This window comes from Mesorhizobium sp. L103C119B0 (genome assembly GCF_000502235.1).
In the GTDB taxonomy this organism is placed as follows: domain Bacteria; phylum Pseudomonadota; class Alphaproteobacteria; order Rhizobiales; family Rhizobiaceae; genus Mesorhizobium.
This window is the reverse complement of sequence record NZ_AYXE01000025.1, coordinates 26,400-46,262: the sequence shown is the minus strand read 5'-3', so window position 1 is coordinate 46,262 and position 19,863 is coordinate 26,400. Positions and strand designations below refer to the sequence as shown.

General features: G+C 63.6%; 12 protein-coding genes. 3 read left to right on the top strand and 9 right to left on the bottom strand.

Features of this window, described 5'->3' with window-relative positions:
- Positions 1-340: 340 nt before the first annotated feature.
- A complete protein-coding gene (locus tag X728_RS138750) occupies positions 341-1,129 on the bottom strand; it encodes a SapC family protein (protein WP_023833002.1) in 789 nt (262 codons plus the stop codon).
- Positions 1,130-1,367: 238 nt separating this feature from the next.
- Here X728_RS138750 and X728_RS138755 point away from each other — a divergent pair, with 238 nt between their 5' ends.
- Positions 1,368-1,637: a hypothetical protein gene (locus X728_RS138755; protein ID WP_023833001.1), complete on the top strand. Its 270-nt coding sequence runs from the start codon at positions 1,368-1,370 to the stop codon at positions 1,635-1,637.
- A gap of 72 nt (positions 1,638-1,709) precedes the next feature.
- Positions 1,710-2,288, top strand: coding sequence for a 2OG-Fe(II) oxygenase (locus tag X728_RS138760; protein WP_023733650.1), 579 nt, complete (start codon positions 1,710-1,712; stop codon positions 2,286-2,288).
- Between the two features lie 15 nt (positions 2,289-2,303).
- On the opposite strand, the gene X728_RS138765 is transcribed toward X728_RS138760, so the two are convergent.
- From X728_RS138765 to X728_RS138785, 5 genes are all read right to left on the bottom strand, one after another.
- Positions 2,304-2,831, bottom strand: coding sequence for a GNAT family N-acetyltransferase (locus X728_RS138765; RefSeq protein WP_023833000.1), 528 nt, complete (start codon positions 2,829-2,831; stop codon positions 2,304-2,306).
- Between the two features lie 10 nt (positions 2,832-2,841).
- A complete protein-coding gene (locus tag X728_RS138770; RefSeq protein WP_023686661.1) occupies positions 2,842-3,369 on the bottom strand; it encodes a tail fiber protein in 528 nt (175 codons plus the stop codon).
- A gap of 9 nt (positions 3,370-3,378) precedes the next feature.
- Positions 3,379-3,900, bottom strand: a complete 522-nt coding sequence (locus tag X728_RS138775) for a tail fiber protein (protein ID WP_023832999.1) — start codon at positions 3,898-3,900, stop codon at positions 3,379-3,381.
- A gap of 12 nt (positions 3,901-3,912) precedes the next feature.
- The gene (locus X728_RS138780) at positions 3,913-4,419 is read right to left on the bottom strand and encodes a tail fiber protein (protein WP_031196049.1); all 507 of its coding nucleotides are present in this window, start codon (positions 4,417-4,419) and stop codon (positions 3,913-3,915) included.
- 118 nt (positions 4,420-4,537) lie between these two features.
- A complete protein-coding gene (locus X728_RS138785; protein WP_155924040.1) occupies positions 4,538-16,759 on the bottom strand; it encodes an S-layer family protein in 12,222 nt (4,073 codons plus the stop codon).
- A gap of 261 nt (positions 16,760-17,020) precedes the next feature.
- Between X728_RS138785 and X728_RS138790 the strand changes: the two genes are divergently transcribed.
- Positions 17,021-17,569 carry an invasion associated locus B family protein gene (locus tag X728_RS138790; protein WP_031196046.1) on the top strand — a complete coding sequence of 183 codons (549 nt, stop codon included), beginning with the start codon at positions 17,021-17,023 and terminating at the stop codon, positions 17,567-17,569.
- Between the two features lie 55 nt (positions 17,570-17,624).
- On the opposite strand, the gene X728_RS138795 is transcribed toward X728_RS138790, so the two are convergent.
- Genes X728_RS138795 through X728_RS138805 form a run of 3 tightly spaced genes read right to left on the bottom strand, consistent with a single transcriptional unit; the run spans position 17,625 to position 19,863 of the window.
- Positions 17,625-19,133, bottom strand: coding sequence for an aldehyde dehydrogenase family protein (locus tag X728_RS138795; RefSeq protein ID WP_023733647.1), 1,509 nt, complete (start codon positions 19,131-19,133; stop codon positions 17,625-17,627).
- 20 nt (positions 19,134-19,153) lie between these two features.
- Complete coding sequence (locus X728_RS138800) at positions 19,154-19,498, bottom strand: cupin domain-containing protein (RefSeq protein WP_023672951.1); 345 nt, start codon at positions 19,496-19,498, stop codon at positions 19,154-19,156.
- Positions 19,499-19,521: 23 nt separating this feature from the next.
- A complete protein-coding gene (locus X728_RS138805) occupies positions 19,522-19,863 on the bottom strand; it encodes a cupin domain-containing protein (protein WP_023672950.1) in 342 nt (113 codons plus the stop codon).

The following is a 19,863-nucleotide window of genomic DNA, read 5'->3' as shown; positions in this document are numbered from 1 at the left end:
CAAATCCTGTCCCCGCAACCAACAAAAAAAGCCCGCTTCACGCGGGCTTTTTGCGTTCGGACCGTGATCGATGGCCGCGACCGACTATTCAACGATTGAGGAGGGCAGCAAGGCTGGCGTGCTCGACTTTATTGATAGGTCCGCGAACCGGGGGGTGATGCCGCCTCGGCGCATTTCGGCGAGAGCTACACGTCGAGCATTGGGAGTTCGCCAGCCCGTCATGGCAAGCGATCTGCACGACAACAGCATGATTCGAGCGGCGGAGAGATCGTCGTACGAAGGCGCGAACCGTTGATTTAAACAACCCGCGCCTTGCCGAAGCTTTTCGTCGCGGGCCGCGTCAGCCAGCTCGCCGCAATGACGCCTGGAAGACCAGCGAGGTCCAGCTGTTGCCCGAGGCGAGATGGCAATAGAGCAGCGCAAGCGCGCCGGATTTCCTGAGATCGAGAAACGCCTCGTCGCTCAATTTGTTGAAGGCCGGCTCGTCGATCACCTGAAAGTCGGTGAGGTTGAGGGTCTCGCCGCCCTCCAGCGTCACCTTGCTCTGCCGCGGCGCGAACAGGCCGTGCGCGTCGATCTTGTCGATCATGGCGCGAGTCGCATTGAAGTCGGTCTGGAACTGGCTGCAGAAGGCGAGCGCCTGCTTCGAGGGCTCGGCCGGCTCGTTGCCGTCGAAGAAGGGCGCGATCTCGTCGCCGCCCTTGGACGAAGGCGTCTGCTCGACGACGCGTTCGCTGGCGCGGTCGATGCACAACGTCAGGCGGCCGGTCGTTTTCGATTCATCGGCAAGGATAAAGGGGTAACGGCGGACATAGGCGGGAATGTAATGCGGCTCCGCCCATTTGCCGTCGGCGCCGACGAACAGGTTCTGGTCCTGGCGCAGGCCGGTGATGATGACCGGCGCCTTGGCGTCGCCGATGAAAACAATGGGGTAAGAGCGCATCGCCGCGGGCATTTCCGAGGCGACGACGGGGATTGCGTGCGCGGTGCGGGCAAAGGAGAAATCGGCACGCGCCGTAAGGCCGAGTGAGCCGTGCCGCAGCGGATTGAGCGCCTCGGGCTTTTTGTAGAACAGCGGCAGCGCATTGGCCGCCATGCTTTCCGCCCGGTCCGTTTTCGCATCGGTCATCCCTGGCATTCTCCTCTTATGCACTCCGGTTTAGGCCAGCGGCGGCGAGGGCGCAACGCGCTGACGACTGATCTACCCCGACATTAGCGGGATAAATCTACCTCGTTGTTCGATCGTGCTCTTTTCTACTTCCGGAGATCAAGCTCTATAGACAGCATGCCATCAAGCAGCGACATTGGCTGACGGGATAGACATCTCAAGACAGCCGTCTGAAAGACAGACGAACCAGGGCAGGCGCATGGCATCGCTTTCGGATTTCGAGCAGGGGCAGAGCTTTTCCGTCGAAGCCGGCGGTCAGACGCTCACGCTGGAACTGAGCGCGGTGCAGCCCATTGCCAACAGCCCGCGCGACGGCGGTGGCTTCACGCTGCTGTTCAGGGGGCCGCGCGACGCGGCGCTGCCGCAGGCTATCTATCGGTTCAACGGCAAAAGCGGCGCCCATGAGATCTTCATCGTGCCGATCGCTGCCGATGAGGCAGGGCGGCTTTACGAGGCGGTATTCAACTGATTTTTTTCGACCGGATCGGCCACTGGGACGCTCCGGCCATCAGGGCGATTTGGCAGCGCGGCGGCTCGACATATGATCGATTATATCGAGATTGCGGACGTATTTGACGGAGCGGCGTGTAGCGCACTGTGCGCGGAAATTCGGGCGGCCGTGGGCCGTCCGGCCGGCCTGCTGGGGCGTGCCGACCAGAAGATGGCATGGCCGGAGATCCGAAAGACCGTGCGCGCCGATGTTTCGCAGGCCACTGAAGAGCGAGTGAGTGCCCTGTTGGCGCAGCAGAAGGCGGCTCTGGAGCGGCATTTCGGGCTGCTGCTCGGCCAGGTCGAGAAACCTCAGTTCCTTCACTATCGGCAAGGCGATTTCTTTGTGCCGCACCAGGATGGCAACACGCCGCTCATTCACGACGAGTCGCGGTTCCGAAAGATCTCGGCGGTGATCTTTCTCAACCGTCAATCGGACAACCCTTCGCCAAAAAGCTATGCAGGCGGCTCGCTGGTCCTGCATGGGCCTTACAGCGGCCCGGGCCTGCGCGTTGCCATGCCCGCGTTGCCGGGCTCTCTCGTCGCCTTTCGTTCGGAAACGACGCATGAAGTCACCCCGGTCACGCGCAACGAACGTTTCACCATCGTCTCCTGGTATCGCGGCACGTGACGACCGGCACGGCCCTTACGGCGAACGGATCATCAGGTCGTAGACGCCCTTGTCCTCGGCAACGGTGAAGCCGAGACGTTTGTAGAGCCGCCGCGCTGGATTGTTCTTCTCGACATGGATCGAGACCGACTTGCCGACGGCGGCGGCCTCATCGATGAGATCGGCGAGCAACGCACCGCCAGACCCCTTGCCGCGATGCGCCGGCAGGAAGGCGATATCTATGATGCAATGCTCGCTCGCCGAGCGCTCGATATACAGGCGACCGATATCTTGCCTTGCCTGCTCGATCACCAGCCAGTCGGCGTTGGGATAGTATTTCTGGTAATGCGCGTGCTGCGCTTGAAACTGCATGTCGAGGAACGCCGTTTTCTGCGCGTCGCTCCACGGCGTGACGGCAAGTTCTTCGGCGCGGGTCGAGGCGTAGAGCGCCGACAGGAACGGCAGATCGGCGTCCGCCATCGGGCGGAACGTCAGATCAATCCGCGCCGCGCGCACCCAGCAAAATATAACAGGCCCGTTGTCCACAATCGGAAGCTGGATCATGGAGTGGCGCTTACGGACGCGCCGGATAAACGCCTTGCATGGCAATGATGAACGTCATCGCCAGATAGGGAGGCAGGTTGTTGTGAGGCAACGTACTGCCCGTTATGCTCAGTGCCTGGGGGTCCATCTGGACCAGATTTTGCGAAGTGTTGTTCTGATACAGCGTTCCGCCCCCCGACTTCCCCAGAACAACCGCATCGGTAAGAGTTCCCTGGGCGCCACTCTCGGTGGATATCGCGACAAAATGATTATGTTGCGGCATTTCCGTTTGCAGAAGGGTGACGGACGTTTCGCCACCCGTCTCGCCGAGAAACCGCTCCGACAAGCCATTGCCCTGTCCTTGCCCCATGGGCGCGGAACCAGCCATATTCGGCAACGCGAAGGTCGACTTGCCGTCGCCGCCGTAAACTGTGCCCAGCAGCGAAAACAGCGCCGTATTCTGCGAGATTGGCAGGAGCTGGCCATCGCAGGTCGCCCACCCCGTCGGGGCGAAATCTCCGGCAAAAATTCGAATTTCGGCAACGAACGGATTGGTCATGGCAAGTCTCTAGCTTTGCTGGGGGAAGATGCCAAATAGCGAGATGATGAAACTGACGGCGAGGAACGGCACCATATTGTCGTGAGGCTGGCTGCCGCCGGCCGGCGAAATGGCTCCGGCGGCCATGTTGCCATCAGGTGCGATACCCACATAGGGCGTCAGCAGGCTCGATGTCGCCAGGACACCGCCGGACGGACCCGGATTCTTGGCGATATTCGACGAACCGGTCCAGGTATGGGAATGGTTCGGTATTTGTTGGGTTGAAACAGTGACGGATTCGACCCCGCCCAGTTCTCCGATGATATAGGTCTGGCTGACCAGCGGGCCCTTACCAGCATGGACGGGGGTGCGGGATGCGAGGTTGGGCAGGGCGAATGTTTCCTCCCCGTCGCCGCCATAGGTCGTACCGATCAGATTGAACAAGGTTTCGTTCTCGGAGATCGGCATCAACTGGCCTTGGCAGAACGCCCAGCCATTCGGAGGGAAATTGCCACCGAACATCCTGATCTCGCCGACAAAAGGTTGGCTCATCGAAGCGTCCTCTTAATTTCGCGACGGGAATATGCCTTGCAGGGCAATGATGAAATTCAAGACGAGATAGGGCGATCTGTTCTCATGCGGCTGGCCGCCACCGACGAAAGTGATGTTTTCCTTCGCCATAGCCACCGCGCTGCCAGGCGGCTGATAGATCGGGCTGGCGTTCGCCCCCAACAGGGCGCCGGATGGATTGTTGACGTTGCCGGCAGTGTTCGATGCATTGACGAAATGGTTGTGTGTCGGCATTTCGCCGAGCGTGAGCGTGTGAAACTCTTCGCCGCCCTGGCCGCCGACAATTGTACCGATAGGGCCGCCCGTATGAACCGGCGCACGTCCCCTCATATCCGGAAGGGCAAAATTTGTCTGGCCGTTGCCGCCGTACCTGGTGCCAAGAAGTGAGAACAATGGCTGGTTCTGGTTAAGCGGCAACAACTGGCCGTTACAAAATGCCCAGCCGCGCGGTGCATAGTTCCAGGAAATGATCTTGACTTCACCTAAATAAGGCTCACTCATCCCCGTCCCCTCCGTTGGCCGCTTACTGTCTGAATTCTTGTATTATGCCTAAGTAAGACAACAAGTCGATATCAGATTCATAAAATATATTTCCTAGGACGAAATCCAAGGTTGCTGACTACGGTGTCGCGGCAGGCAGCGGTGGCAGCGGCTGGCTGAAGAACGTTCGGGCGTCCTCCGATGCCGTTGCCCCGCCATTGGCGGCTTCGATACCGGCATCGTTGGCCTGCGGTAGGTTGATCGTGCCGTCGTTAACGCCGATACCGTCGGCGAGGAAGGCGATGGCATTGGGGTTGTTGACGTTGGTGATGACGTTGCCATGAACGTCGGCATTAATGATGGCCCCGGCAAACACGGCGTAGACCCTGATGCCGCGGCTCTCGGCATTGTCGCGAATGGTATTGTTGGTAACTGTCGCGTGCACTGTGCCCGGTTGCACGACCTGCGTGACGTCGATGCTCTCTCCGGCGCTTATGGCGTTAACGCCGATGCTCTGGATGATGTTGTTGTCGATCAGCACCTTGGCGACGCCGAGGCTTTCATGGCCGACCCGGATGCCTGAGCCGGTTCGCGATCCCGAGATTGCTACGCCTTGCGTACCGATGACGTTGTTGGCGATTGTGCCGTCAAGCGTCCGTGCGAGGTCGCCGCTGCTGAACACATTGATGGCCGTCGAGTCGCTGTTGGTGACGGTGTTGTTCCGGACGGTGAAATTCAGATTGCCGCCCGTGCCGGCGCCGGAATTGCTGCTCTGGGTGAGGTTGATGCCGTTGTTCAGATTGTTGAACAGATTTCCCGTGGTCTCGCCGATGTGAGCGTTGACGGTACCGTCATTGGCAATGACGAACAGACCGGTTCCAGGGATGACTCCCGGCCCGGGATAGGCGTTGTTGCCGGTGAAGGTTGCGCCGTCGACGGTCAGCGTCATCGTCGGCGCGCCGGCGACACCGGCGCCGTCCGCCTCGAAGATGAAGTCGCTGCCGGCATTGTTTGAGGCGCCGTTGTTCGAGAACGTACCGCCGCTCACCACAAGGTTCGTCAACGTGCCGCCGGAATTGATGACTTGCACATTGTGGGTGAAAGAGTTCGAGACAGTAAGGTTGGTGAACGTGGTGACGTGCGAGGCGTTGCCGGTAAGTTCGTTGACCAGGATTCCGGACTCGGTGTTGGCATCGGCATTGCTGTTCAGGGTCAGACCGTTGAGCACCACACCGTTGACGCGCAGGCCCTTTATGCCGTTGCCCGCATTGTCGCTGATGATCATGTTGCTCAAGCTGACATCCTGAGTGTCGGTCAGGCTGACGCCATCGCCGGTCGAGTTCTGGATCGTGCCGCCGCTGCCCCCCGTCGCGCCGGTGCCGGTCACCACCAGATTGCCGCTGGTGCCGGTGTTGTTGAGCACGATGCCGTTGGCTGCACCATTTGACGCAATGCTCCTGAACGTCACGTCGCCGGCGCCGATCGTCGTGTTGGCGACATTAAGCGCCGTGCCCGTGCCGGACGCGATGGTGTTGCCGGTGCCCTGCACCGTCACCGTGCCGCCGCCGGTGGCATTGAAACCGGCGCCGCTGGTGGTGGCGATGACCAGCCCGCCATTGGTGAAGTTGATCGTCGCACCGGTATTGTTGCTCAGGCTGACGCCAGCCGCCGTGGTCGAGGTGATCGACTTCGACGCGCCGGAGAAGGTGATGATGCCGGCGACATTGTCGTCCAGCAGGATGCCGATCTGGCCCGCCGCATTATGCGTGATGTTGCCCGACAGGGTGATGTTGCCGGCGGTCAGGGCGCGATCCTGGATGTTGACCGCCGGGCCGGTGCTGCCGCTGGTGATCGCGCCGGCATAGGTGAAGGCCGCCGTGCCGCCGCTGTTGGCGGTGCCTAGGCCATCGCCGATACGGATCACGGCGCTTGTTCCGCCCACCAGCGCGCCGGTGCCGAGGTCGATCGCTCCCGAACCGGTGACGGTATCGAGGATGACGGCGCTGGTGCCGCCGGCGCCTTTGTTCGTGGAAGCGAAGGTCACGCCGCCCGCCGCGATGGCAACGCTGTCAAGGTTGACCGCGACGCCGCTGCCGGTCGAAATCGTGTTGCCCGAGCCGATAACGGTCACGGTGCCAGTACCGTTGCTCGTGGCGTTGAAGCCGGTGCCGGAGGTGGTGGTGATGGCTAGGCCGCCGCCGGTGAAGTTGACCGCGGTGTTGGTGTTCGCCGTCAGGTCGACGGCATTGTTGGCTCCGGTGGTCAGTATCTTGCTGGCGCCGGAGAAGTTGATCGTGCCGCCGGTGTTGGCGTTGACGAGGATGCCGTTGGCCACGCCGCCGGTGGCGCTGAGAGTGCCCGACAATGTCGTGGTGCCGGCGGTGCGGGTGGAGATGCTGACGACGTTTCCGGCCGTGGTCTTGGTGACCGAGCCGGCATAGCTGACATTGGCCGAGCCGCCGGTGACCAGGAAGGCCGCGCCGGTCGCGCCGCCGAGCGCACCGGAGCCGAGGCTGACAGTGCCGGCGCCGGTGACATTGGTCAGCGACACGTTGTTGGTGCCGCCGGTCGAATTGGTCGAGGTGAAATTGATGCCGGTGGTGATGGCGATGCCGTTGAGGTTGACCGCCTGCGCGAAAGTGGAGCTCACCGTGCCGGTCGTGACATTGACCGTGCCGCCATTGATGGCGCTGAATCCGGTGGTGCCGTTGGTGACGATGTCGAGGTTTGCGAAGCTGACGGTCGAGGCCGTGGCGCCGTTGTTGATTGCGACTGCGGTGCCGGTCATCGGCGTCGTGGTGCCGAGATCGACCGTACCGGTGAAGCTCACCGTATTGGCCGCCGTCGCGCCGGAAATGCTGATGCCGCTCGCAGCGCCGTTGGCGATCACCGAGCCGGCGAAGGTGAAGCTGCCGCCAGCGCGGGTCGAGATCGTGGTCGCCGCGCCCGACGTGCTGATGATGGAGCTGGCGCCGTCGAAGCTGATCACCGCGTTGCCGCCGGTCACCGAAAGGCCGCTGCCGCCCGATATATCGACATTGATACCGGCAATCGTGCCGCCAGCGCCCGACGCGCCGCCGAAGGCGATGCCGGTGCCGGTCGCTGCGGTGGTGATGTTGACGTTGGTCAGCGTCGTCGTGCCGACGGTGTTGTCGAGCCTGAAGGCAATGCCGGTGGCGCCGGTGCTGGTGACGTTGGTGATGGTGGTGTTGGACGCGTTCAGCCACACATCGCTGGCGTTGCCGGAGAAAGTAACGTTGTTGATCGTCGTGCTGTTCGACGGGGTAATCTCGATACCCTGCGTGGCGAAATTGCTGATGGTCATGTTGCTGATGACGGTATTCGCAGCACCCGCGCCATTGTCCTTGACGCCACGCGCGGCACCCGCCGGGCTGCCATTCAGGATGAAGCCGTCGATGATGTTGCCGCTGGCGCCGAGCGTGATGACATTGTTGCCGGCGCTCGTCGTCAGCGTCGCGGCGCCATTGGGCGTCTGGTCGATGATCGAGATGCTGTTGCTGGCGAGCTGGATGGTGGAGGGCACCGTCAGCGCCAGATTGATGTTGCCGTTGCCGAAGCCGCGCACCTGCTCGACGGTGGCGAGCGCCAGCGTGTCGTTGCCATTGCTGCCTGCCGCGGTGATGGTGCCGCCATCGTTGACGAGAACCAGGATGTCCGTCGCCACGGCTGCTGCTTCGGCGGTGGCCAGCGTCGCGAGATTGTTCTGGTCGCGACCGCTACCGTCACCGGTCGCGGACGCGCCGACGAAATAGACCTTGCCGACTCCGAAGCCCAGGCCGGGAGCCGACTGGAAGTTCACATCCTGGAAATTGTAGGTGCCGGCAACCGGCGCACTGGAGGCATCGATGCCTACATTGGCGCCGATGGTCGAGAGCTGGTCGGTCGCCGATTCGCCGTCGCCATAGGTGAAAGCGAGGTTGGTGGCGCTGTTGAGGAACACGCCGGTGTTGACGCCGGCAATGCTGGAACTGGCGCCGCCGACCACGGCATCACCGAGGCGCACCGTCTGGCCGCCGATGGCGCCGCGCAGGTCGACGCCTATCGAGGTGCCGGCGGCGGCGGCATTGGTGACATCGAAGTCATTGGCCGTCACCGCCGCATTGATGGTGGCACCGTTGAGGTCGAAGGCCACGCCCGTGGTGCTGTTCAGGCCGATGTCGAGATCGTTGAAGGACAGCGCCGCGCCAAGCGTGCCGGAAACATCGACACCACGCGTGGTGATGCCTTGCAGGTTGACCGTGCCGAGAATGATGGCGCCGCCGCCGGACGAGGCGATATTGTTCAGCGAGATGCCGGTTGCGGCGGCAGTGGCCGAAACACTGTCGAAATTCATGCCCGCAGCGCCAATCGTAACGCCATTGAGGTTCAACGCGGTGCCGCCGGCCGTCGTGGTGATGCTGTTGTCGCTGAGGAGCGCACCGATGCTGACCGTGCCACCGCTGCTGGCGTTGAAGCCCGTGCCGGAGGTGGTGGTAATCACCAGGCCACCCGTATCGAAGTTGATCGTCGCGCCGGTGTTGGTCGTCAAGTCGACCGCCGTATTGGCGCCAGTGGTCAGCGTCTTCGTGCCACCGCCGAGAGTGATGGTCCCGCCGGAGTTGCCGTGGACATAAACACCATTGTCGAAACCGCCGGTGGCGCTGAGCGCGCCGGACAGCGTGACCGTGCCGCCGGTGACGCCGGAGATGTCGACGATCTTGCCGGCGGTGGTCTTGGTGACCGTGCCGCCATAGCTGACGGTCGCAGCACCGCCGGTGACCAGGAATGCGACGCCCGAAGCGCCGCTCAATGCGCCGGATCCGAGGCTGACTGTTCCGGTGACATTGGCCAGGCTGACATTGTTGGTGCCGCCGCCCGACGAGGTCGAGTCGAGCGCAATGCTGTCGGCGACGCCGGAGAGGCTGATCGCCTGGCCGAGGGTCGAGTTTACCGTCTCGGCACCGCCGGTGGCGGTGATGCCCATCGTGCCGCCGGTGCCCACGATGGCCGTGCCGGAGGTGGTGTCGATGGTCACACCGCCGGTGAAGCTTGTCGTGCCGCCGCTCTGCGACAGGCCGACGCCGCTCGTCGTATCGATGTTGGCGAGGCCGGTGACGTTGACCGTGCCTGATACCACATGGATGCCGCCGCCGGCCGTGGCGGTGTTGTTGACCGTCACCGCGCCGAAGGTGAACGTACCGGTGTTGGCGCCGGTGACGTCTATGCCGAAGCTGCTGGTGCCGGTGATGCTGGTCGCGCCGGAGACATTCACCGCCCCGGTGACGCCGTTGAGGATGATGCCGCTGGTGCCGCCGCTCGAGGTGATGCTGTCGACATTGACGCCGCCGGCGCCGAGTGTGCCTTGCAGCGACAGCGCTGTCTGGCCCGTCGCGTTGATCGTCGTCGAACCGGCATTCGCGACGGTCAGGACATTCAGTCCCGAAAGGCTGAGGCCGGTGGCGAGCGATGTCGTGATGTCGAGGCCGCCATTGAAGTTGACCGCAGCTGCCGCGCTGCCGCCCGAAATCGAGACGCCGTTGCCGCCGGTGATCGTCACCTGGTCGGTGAAGGTCACCGCGCCGCTGGTGCGGTTGGCGATATTGATGCCGCCACCGGTCAGCGTTCCCGGAGTGGCGCTGTTGGGCAGGATGCCGCGTGACACCGAAATGGTGCCGCTGCCGCCGTTGACGTCGAGCAGCGTGCCAGCAACGTTGATGTTGTTGTTGATGATAGACAGATTGCCGTTGAGGCCAGCGACCTGGATGGCCGTCTGACCAGCGGCGACGTTGCTGATCGTCACGCCTTCGATGGTGATGCCGCTGGCATTGCTGAAGCCGACCGCGCTCTGATCGACGAGGAATGCGGCACCGGTCGCGCTGCTGAAGTCGAAAGCGGTGTGGCGCACGGCGTTGTCGCCGAGCAATTGCATCAGGTTGGCCGTCCCGCTGACCACGGCCTCGTCGCCGGTGATGTTGCCGCCGGTGGCGCCGAGATTGCCCTGGACGTTGGCCGGCTGGATCGTGCCGGTCGAAACCACATTGCTGTTGCCGAAGCCGGTGATCGTCTGGCCGGAATCGAGCGTGAAGGCGGTGGCACCTAGATTGATCGTGCCGACGAAGGCGAAGTTCTGCGTGCCGGTCAGCGCATCGGCGGCGGCGAGCGAAATGGTGTTGACGCCCATGCTGAGATTGCCGGTCGTGCCGGCGGCGATGAAGCCGCCCGACTGCGAGACCAGCGTGACCGAACCGGGCGCGGTGGCGAGGTTGGCGCTGCCGGTGAAGAACACGTCGTCGAAATCGTAGTTGCCGAGCGTCGGATCGAGACCGACCGTGTTGACGGTGAAGCCGCCGGCGGCGGCGATGATGAAGGATTCCAGCCCGTCGGTCGAATCGCCGTCGCCGAAGGTGAAGTTGGCATTGGCGGAGGTCGCCGTGGTCTGGCCGGACGACAATTCGACGCCGATGCCGACATTGTCGATCTTCGAGCCCTGCAGGAAGGTGATGCCCTTGTTGCCGGTGGTCGACGACAGGTCGATGCCGCGCGAGGTCAGGTCGCCCAGGCCGGTGATCGTCGTCAGGCCGAAATCGGCCGTCGTCGAGGAGCCGCTGAAGTCGATGCCGGTCTGGTTGGCGCCGACATCGTCGATGGTGGTCGTGCCGAAGCTGACATCGTTGTTGGTGCCGGCGAAGTTGATGCCGGCAGTGCCGCTCGTGGTGCCCAGCTTGACCTGGGTCGTGCCGAAGGTCACCGTGCCGGCATTGCCGACAATGTTGATGCCGATGCCGCCGGCGCCCGTCACGGTCACCGCCCCGAAGGTTGCCGATGCGGTGCTCGCGACACCGGAGACGGACAGGCCGGTGCCCAAGGCATCGGTGATCGATAGCGGGGTGGTAACATTCAACGTTGCGGTGCCGATCAGGCCACCGACCACCGCGCCGCCGCCACCGTTCGCCGACAGGGTCGGGCCGGTGAAGCTGAACGCACCGCCTGCCGGGGGCAATGTCGAGCCGATGGCGAACAGATTTCCGGTGCCGGTCGACGTGACGCTGCCGCTGAACTGGGCCGAGCCGCCGATGGTGCCGTCGATCTTGACCGCCGTGCCTGGTGCTGTTGCCGAGCTGGAGATGTTGGCCGAGACCGTGATCGCGGCGCTGCCGCCAAAAACCACGACGCCGTTGCCGGTGCCGGAATTGGTGATGGTGCCGCCGATGTTGATCGTGCCGGTGTTGTTGGTCAGGCTGACGTCGTCGCCCGAAACCAGCGTCGTCACCAGATTGTTGACATTGAGCGTCGCGGCGCTCCCTTGCACCACGAAGCCGGGGCCACCGCCAACAACCGTGTCGATCGTCGTCGTGCCATTGAAGGTAACGGCGTTGGCCACGTTGGTGAGGCGGATGGCGTCGCCATTGACGCGATTGATGTCGACAGCGCCGAAGGTGACGCTGCCGCCGCTGGTGTTTTCGATGAGGATGCCGGTCTGCACGGCGCCGCCTGAGCCGTCGACGGTGACGCTGTCGAAAATGACGCCGCCTGCGCCGATGGTCAAACCGCCGGCGCCACCGAGATGGATGCCGTTTTCGACAGGGCCGAGCCCAGATGCGGTCGTGTTAGTGCCGGTGACGGTGAGCGTGCCGCCATTGATGGCGCTGAAGGCAAGGCCGCCATCGGTGGTGAGGTCGAGCCCGCCGGTGAAATTGATCGTGCCGCCGGCATTGCCGGTCAGGTCGATGGCGTTGGCCGCGCCGGTGCTGGCGGTGATTTGGCCGTCGAAGGTGGCCGAGCCGCCGGTCATGCCGCTGATCATGACCGCGCTCGCGGCACTCGTCTGATTGATGGTGCCGTTGTAGGTGAGGTTAGGCGTTGCTCCAAGAATGCTGAGCGCCGTGCCCGTCGTGCCGGCGATCGAACTCGCATTGTCGAAGGTCAGCGTGCCCGTGGAACCGCCCGTGACGCTGACGCCGATACCGGCGCCGGTGATGTCCAAATTGTTGAAGGTGCCGGTGCCGCCGAAGTTGCTGGCCAGCAGGCCAGTGCCGCTGACGCCGCCCATCGTCGTGTTGGTGATGTTGATCGCACCCGTTGCGCCGGTCAGGTCGATGCCGGTTACGGCGCTGCTGATCGTCACCCCGGTGATGGTGGCCGCGTTTACATTCGATCCGTTGATCGCCGAGCCCGAACCCGCATTGCTGACGCTGAGGTCGGCGACGCGGTTGCCGTTGGCGAGATCGATGGTGCTGCCGGCCGAGTTGTTGAGGGTGGCGGCGCCATTGCCGAACGGATCGACCTGGGTGCCCGAAGTAACCACCTCGGCGCCGGTGACGTTGGCCGGCGGCCCGCCGAGAGCGACGGTGTTGCCGTTGGCGAAGGAGACGATCTGCTGGCCGTCGGCAAGCGTGAAGCCGTCGGCATCGGTGTTGATGGTTCCAGCGCCGCTGTTGACAAGGACGAAGATGGTGTTGGCGCCGGTCGTCAGACCGTCGGCGGCGTCGGCGTTGATAAGGTCGCCAACGCTCGCGCCGGAGCCGGTTCCGGTGTTTGCTGCGCCGACGAAGATGACGTTGGCGGTGTCGAACAGCTGCGGGCCGACCAGATGGGTGGCGTTGAAAGCATAGGTGCCGTTGCCGGCCAGCAGGCCGCGCATGTCGAGCGAGGCGGTGGTCCCCGTGATCGATGCGCCGCCGGCGGCACCGAACGAGAAGGTGGTGTTGGCGCTGGTCCCGGGCGCGCCGTGCGTGCCCATCTGGACGCCGGTGCCGGCGGAAATGACGCCGGTGCCGATCGTCACCGAGCCGCCGGTGGTGCCGGAAAGGTCGATGCCGGTCGAAGTGCCGGCGCCGGTGATGTCGAGCGAGGTGGCGGTGAAGGTCGACTGGCTGCCCGACGGGTCGAGCCCGGTCTTGCCGGTCGGCAGGCCGGTGATGTCGATGTTGGCGAAGCTGATCGTGCCGTTCGTACCGGAAATGTCGATCGCGTTTTGGCCCGGCTGGTCGATCGCGACATCGCCGAAAGTGATGGCACCGGAATTGGCAGCCAGTATGATACCAGAGCCAGAAGGAGCGGTGACCGTGACATTGCCGCCAAAGCCTACCGTTGCCGAGCTATTCTGGATGACAATGCCGTTTGCGACGTTCGAAATCGCCGTCGAGCCGGAGATATCGAAGCTGCCGGTGACGTTCGTGAGGCCGACACCGGTCCCGCCACTAATCTGGTTGAGGCTGGTCAGCGTGACATCGAGCCCAATCTGGGATGCGCTGAATCCGTTGCCGCCATTGCCGGAGATCGTTCCGCCAGTGGTCGTCAGCTTGCCGGCGCCCGTCGATGTGGCGTCGACGCCACTGCCGCCATTGACCTTGGCGTCAAGCGTCTCCAAGCCGTAGGTACCGTTGCCGTTGATCAACAGGCCGTCGGTGCCGTTGTTCGACAGCGTCGTCGTGCCGTTGAACGAATAGGTTCCGTCGCCCTGGATCGACAAGCCGGCGCCGCCATTGTTGGTCGAGCTGAGGTTGGTGGCGGCAACGGTATTGGTGCCGTCGAACAGCAAGCCGTTCAGGTCGGCGCCGCTGACGGCTAGGCCCGTCATTGTGACATTGCTGACGGCGCTGCCGTGAACCGCGTTGCCGCCACCGGTATTGGACAGGTTGAAGTCGAGCAGCGAGGTATTGTTGGCGAGCGTCACCGTGTCGCCGGCACCGCTATTGGTCAGCGTGGCTGCGCCGCCGGCGTCGGAGACGGTGCTGCTGTGCACGACATTGTCGCCCGTCACATTGATCGGGATGCCGCCGAGCGAGAACGTGCGGCCATTGCCGAACGAAGCCAGCGTCTGGCCGGCGCTCAGCGAGAAGCCGTCCGCATCGTCTATGTCCGTGCCGCGATTGACCAGCACGAAGATCGCGGTGCCGTCGGTATTGGCATCGGCCGTCGCGACCGTCGCCAGGTCGAGCAGCGAGGATCCGGTGCCCGAACCGGTCGCGGTCGCGCCGACGAAAATCACATTCTGCTGGTCGAACAGCTGCGGGCCGCTGAAGGTCGTCGAGCCGAAAGCATAGAGCCCGAGCGTCTGGTTGAGCCCCCGCGCGTCGAGCGAGGCGGTGATGCCGGCAATCGAGCCGCCGCCGAAACTGAATTGGGCATTGGCCGAATTGGCCAGCGAGCCGGAAATGCCGAAGCGCACGCCGGTATCGACATTGGCGATCGCGCCGCCATCGGTGATGACGATCGTCGCCCCGCCCGCGCTCGGCGAAGACAGATCGATGCCGATCGAGCCGGCGGCGCCTGTGCCAGTGATGTTGAGCGACTGCGCCCTGAAATTGGTCTGGCTGCCGGAGAAATCGAGGCCGACGCCGGAGCCGAGGCCAGCAATGACGATGTTGCCGGCAATTATCGATGTGTTGGCGCCCGCAAACACCATGCCGTCCGAGCCGGGATTGATGATGTCGATGTCGCCGAAGCGGATCGCGGCCGGCGAATCCGTGATCGCGATGGCCGGTCCGGTCGTGTTCGAGATCGTCGTCGCGCCGTTGACGGTGAAGCTGCCCGAAAGATTCTCGAGCACGACGCCCGATGCGCCGCCGGTCTGGGTGATCGAATCCAGCACGATATGGGCGGTGATCGGATCGATGAAGACACCGACCCCGTCGTCGCCGAGCGCCTTGTTGCCCGACACCTGGCCGCCGGTGATGGTGATCGAGCCGGCGATCCCGGTGCCCTTCACGGTAATGCCGGCATCGTTGTTGTCGAGCGCGTTGAGGGTGGCGAAAGTGTAGGTGCCGTGGCCGGTTATATCCAGGCCGTCGTCGCCATTGCCCTGCAGCAGCGTCGTGCCGGTGAAGTTATAGGTGCCGTCGCCTTCGATGTGCAGTCCGTCGAGGCCGTTGCCGGTCGCGGTGAAGTTCGAGCCATTGACGCCGGTCGATGTACCGGTGAAGTCGGCGCCGTGGCCGCCGGCGCCGGTGACCGTGACGTTGGTCAACGTGGCGCCGGTGATGTTGTTGCCGAGGATGCCGTCCTTGCCGCCTGTGATGATGATGCCGCTCAGCGTGTTGCCGTTGGCGAGCGTCAGGACGTTGTTGGCGGGGTTGGTGCCCTGGAGGGTGCCGTTGGATCCGCCGAAATTGTAGGTGCCGATGCTGCCGTCGACGAGCCGCGCCTGGACGCCTCCGCCACCGCCGATGACGGTCTGGCCGTTGGCGAGCGTCACACCGGCTGTCGTAATGTTGCCCTTGCCGCCGAGCGCGACGACGACGCCGTTCGCGCCGGCGCCGGCGACCGCATTGTCGAGCGTGGTCGGGTCGCCGATCGTGCCGAGGCCGAGCGCGTCGTTGTCACCATCGGCAAAGAAGAACTGGCCGAATGCCGTGTTGGTGGCGGCATTGATCGCCACCCGCGTCGACGTGCCGGTAACTTTGTCCTGGCTCTCGATGCGAACGCCGATGTCGCCACGCACGCGCTCGTTGACGCGTTTGCGCAGGCCGGGGCTGACCGGATAGACCGGCTCGGCGCCGTCATCGGCCGAAGACGAGCCCTTGTCGAAAGCGTTGAGCGGCACCGTCAGCCGGATGCTGCCGGCGAACTGGGTGTCATCGCGGTTGTCGTTGCGCACCTCGCCGGTGAAGGTCAGCGACGTGCCTTTGCCGATGACGTCGCCGATCGAATATTCCAGGCCGGCCTTGGCGCCGGTGATGCTGCCGTCGTCGCCGTCGGGATCGCCGAAATGGTAGGCGCCGACATCGAAACGCAGTGAATGGTTCTCGGGCAGGTTGAGCGGCACCTGAACGCCGACCTCGCCCTCGATGCCCCAGGCCGCGTAATCGCGGTGGGCGATGGCCGATATCTGCTCGATCAGCTGATGACCGACCAGCGACAGGCTCGACTCTTGCCCGGCCGTGCTGCGGTCGCCGCTGATCGGCAGATAGACGTTTACGTGCGCATCGTATTTTGAGGTGATGGCCTCGAGGCCGAGCGTCGAGGCGACGAACTGGTGACTGTCGTGGTTCTGGATGTTGAGATAGGCGTAGCCGCCGATCATCAGATCCGGATTCACGATGCGGCGAACGCCGAGGCCGACGTCCTGGCCGAAGCCGTCGTCGAAATCGTATTTCGAGCGCACATCGAGAAAGAGAACGGATTCGAGGTTCTGCTTCAGCGGCAGGAAACCCTCGATCGCCGTGTTGCCGCCATTGTTGTTGGCGCCGATGATGGCGCGGACCTGCGGCTGCCACAGTCCGGTGTCGCCGGCATGGGCGGCTATGCCGGTAAGGGCAAGTGCCAGAGTGGACAGCGCAGTCGTCTTCCAGAGATGCCTGGAAAAACCTGACCGGCGATACTTGCTATTCGCCCGGAAGCTTCTTCCGTGCGTCGCCATGTCATTGATCTGCCGAGTTTTCTCGGTCGTCTCCATCCCTTGCGAACCCCGACGAGTACACGATCCGTCGCTAATACTATCCGAATCCCAGTGTATAGCGAGCATGATTGTTTGCTTTACACGTACAAGATTTCAAAGTTGTTTATTGTGGTAATCCAGCAACAGTAATTTAGCCGGCGCTCATGTACCGTATTGGCTTCCCCGCCAGGCTCGGCTGTTGTATCAACGCGCTGGGCGAAACCCTGACACGACGAGGATCGGGTGGCTTCATTGCTGAGAACCGTTTGTGGGCGGGCCGCCTGGGTCGGCGCGCTATGGCTGGTCGTGTCGGCAGGGTCGGCGCTTGCCGAAGAGCCGAAGTCAACCAAATCTGCCGAGACAAAGCCTGCAGAAGGCAATCCATGGTCGCTAAACTGCGCTAGCGGATCGGCCGGCACCGAGCTTCAATGCCAGGTCTCCCAAAACCTTACCGAGGCCAAGACGGGGCAGCGCGTTCTTACCGTTACGGTTCGCCGCGACAACGGCAATGGCAACCTCGCGATGCTGCTGGCCTTGCCGCACGGGCTGTTCCTGCCTTCCGGCTCCTCGTACCAGATCGACCAGGGGCAGAAGACGACCATCGCCATCCAGACCAGTGACCAGAACGGCGCCTATGCGGCGACCCCTTTGTCGGCGGACCTCCTCAAGGCGATGAAATCGGGAACCAACCTGAACATCGGCATCGAGTCGGTGACGCGCAAGCCGGTGACCATTCCGGTCTCGCTTGCCGGATTCACTGCCGCGATCGACAAGCTTCAAGCGTTGAAATAGCCGGCCTATCTCGGCAGATGCGTAAGCATCAGCTTACGTTATGGACTAGCCGGGCTCACACGTGCTTGCGGCCGCCTGTCTCGCGGAACCAGCTGTCGGGGTAGGGGTACCACCAGTCCTTGATCGCCGGTCTGTGGTCGATGATGACCATCTTGGAGCGTCGGAAGGCGTCGAGTCCCTGGCGTCCCAGCTCGCGGCCAAGGCCTGATGCCTTCCAGCCGCCGAAGGGCAGGGCGTCATTGTCGATCAGCGGGTTGTTGACCCAGACCATGCCGGCCTCGAGCCGCTCGGCCGCTTCATGCGCCTCGGCGAGGTCGGTGGTGAAGACCGAGGCGCCGAGCCCGAACGGGCTGTCATTGGCAAGCCGGATCGCTTCGTCGAAATCCTTTACGCGGCAGATCGCTGCGACCGGCCCGAAACACTCTTCGCGCACGATCGCCATATCGGGTGTAACCCCGGTCAGGATCGTTGGCTCGTAGAACCAGCCATTGTTGTGCGCCGGCGGAATGCGCCCGCCGGCAACGGCTATAGCGCCGTTGCTGATAGCATCATCGACCAGCCGCATCACTTTCGCCCGGGCGGCTTCGCTGACCAGCGGGCCGATCTCGGTCTTGTCCATGCCATTGCCGATGCGCAGCGCCCGCGTCTTCTCGGCGAACAGCTCGACGAAGCGATCGTGAACCGAGTCGACGACAAAGAAGCGTTCGGCCGAGGTGCAGACCTGGCCGGTCAGGTGGAAGGCGGCGGTGACGCTGCCGGCTGCCGCCACGTCGAGCGGCGCGTGCTCGCTGATGATCAGCGGATCGCTGCCGCCGGCTTCGATGACGCAAGGCTTCATGCGCTCGGCGCAGGCGACTGCCACGGCTTTGCCGGCGGCGACCGAGCCGGTGAAGGCGACAGCGTGGGTGCGCTCGGAGGCGATCAGCGCCTGCGCGGTGGCGGCCGTGCCAGGCAGGCAGGCGACCAGCCCTTCCGGCAGTGAACGGAACACCGTCATGTAGTCCAGCGTCGACAGCGTCGTCGCTTCGGCCGGCTTGATGACGCAGCCATTGCCGGCGGCAAGCGAGGCCGCAACGGTCCAGCACATCAGCAGGATCGGGAAGTTGTAAGGCATGATGTGCACGGAGACGCCATACGGCTCGTAGCGCGCATACTGGAACGACCCGGCCTGCGTCGTACCGGCGATCTTGCCGGCGTCGTCGCGCGCCATCTCGGCATAGTAGCGGAAGATCGGCGCGCAATTGGCGATCTCGCCGATTGCTTCGGGATAAGGCTTGCCCATCTCGCGCACCATCAGCTCTGCGCAGCGGGTGAAGTCCGCCGCCTCGATGGCGTTGGCGACCGCATGCAGATGCTTTGCCCGGCTCTTGGCATCGAGCTTCTTCCAGGCGGCTTGTGCCGTGGTTGCGGCACACAGCACCGCATCGACCTCACCGTCCGTTGCGGCGGAGATCGAGCCGACGGTCTCCAGCGTCGCCGGATCGATCACCGGTTTTGCCGTGCCGGTCATCGGCCGGTAGTCCGGATTGACGAAGAAAGCCGGCCGTTCAGCGGAGAATTGCATGGTCGTCCTTTCAGGTCCGCTCAGCGGATCATGTAGACCTTCTTGATGGTCTCATGGACGGTGCAGACGCCTTTCCAATTCTGAGGAAAGAACGCCGCCGTGTCCGGCTCGATCTGGATGACCTCGCCCGATTCGTGCACATAGGTGCAGCGGCCCTCGAGGAAGTGGCAGAACTCGTCGCGGGTGACATGGCAGTGCCATTTGCCGGGGGTGCAGACCCACAGGCCGCATTCCGAACGGCCCTCCGGCCCCTTGTAGAGCAGCTTGCCCGAGGTGTGGGACACGCCCTCGATCATGGTCGGGATGACGCCCCAGTCGACGAGGTCGGTGATGGCAAGCGGGGATTGCATGATGGGCGTGGTCATGGCGATTTCCTTTAAAAAAGTGCTCAGCGGCACATGAAGGCCTTGGTCAGTGTTTGCGTGATGGTGGAGGTGCCGGCCCAGCCGGCGGGGAAGAACACCAGCATGCCGGCCTCGACCGGGATCTCTTCGCCATTCTCGCGGACATAGGTCCCGCGGCCCGACAGGAAATGGCAGAACTCGTCGGCGGCAAAGGTAACCTTGCGGCTGCCTGGCGTGCACGACCACAGGCCGCATTCGCTTGAGCCGTCCGGGTTCTGCGAGAGGATCCTGCCCGAGGCGCGCGGCGAGCCGGCAAGCGTGTTGCTGCCCCCGCCCCAGTCCTCCAGTTTCACGGTCGAGGCCTTTGGCCAGTGCGGTGTCGGCAT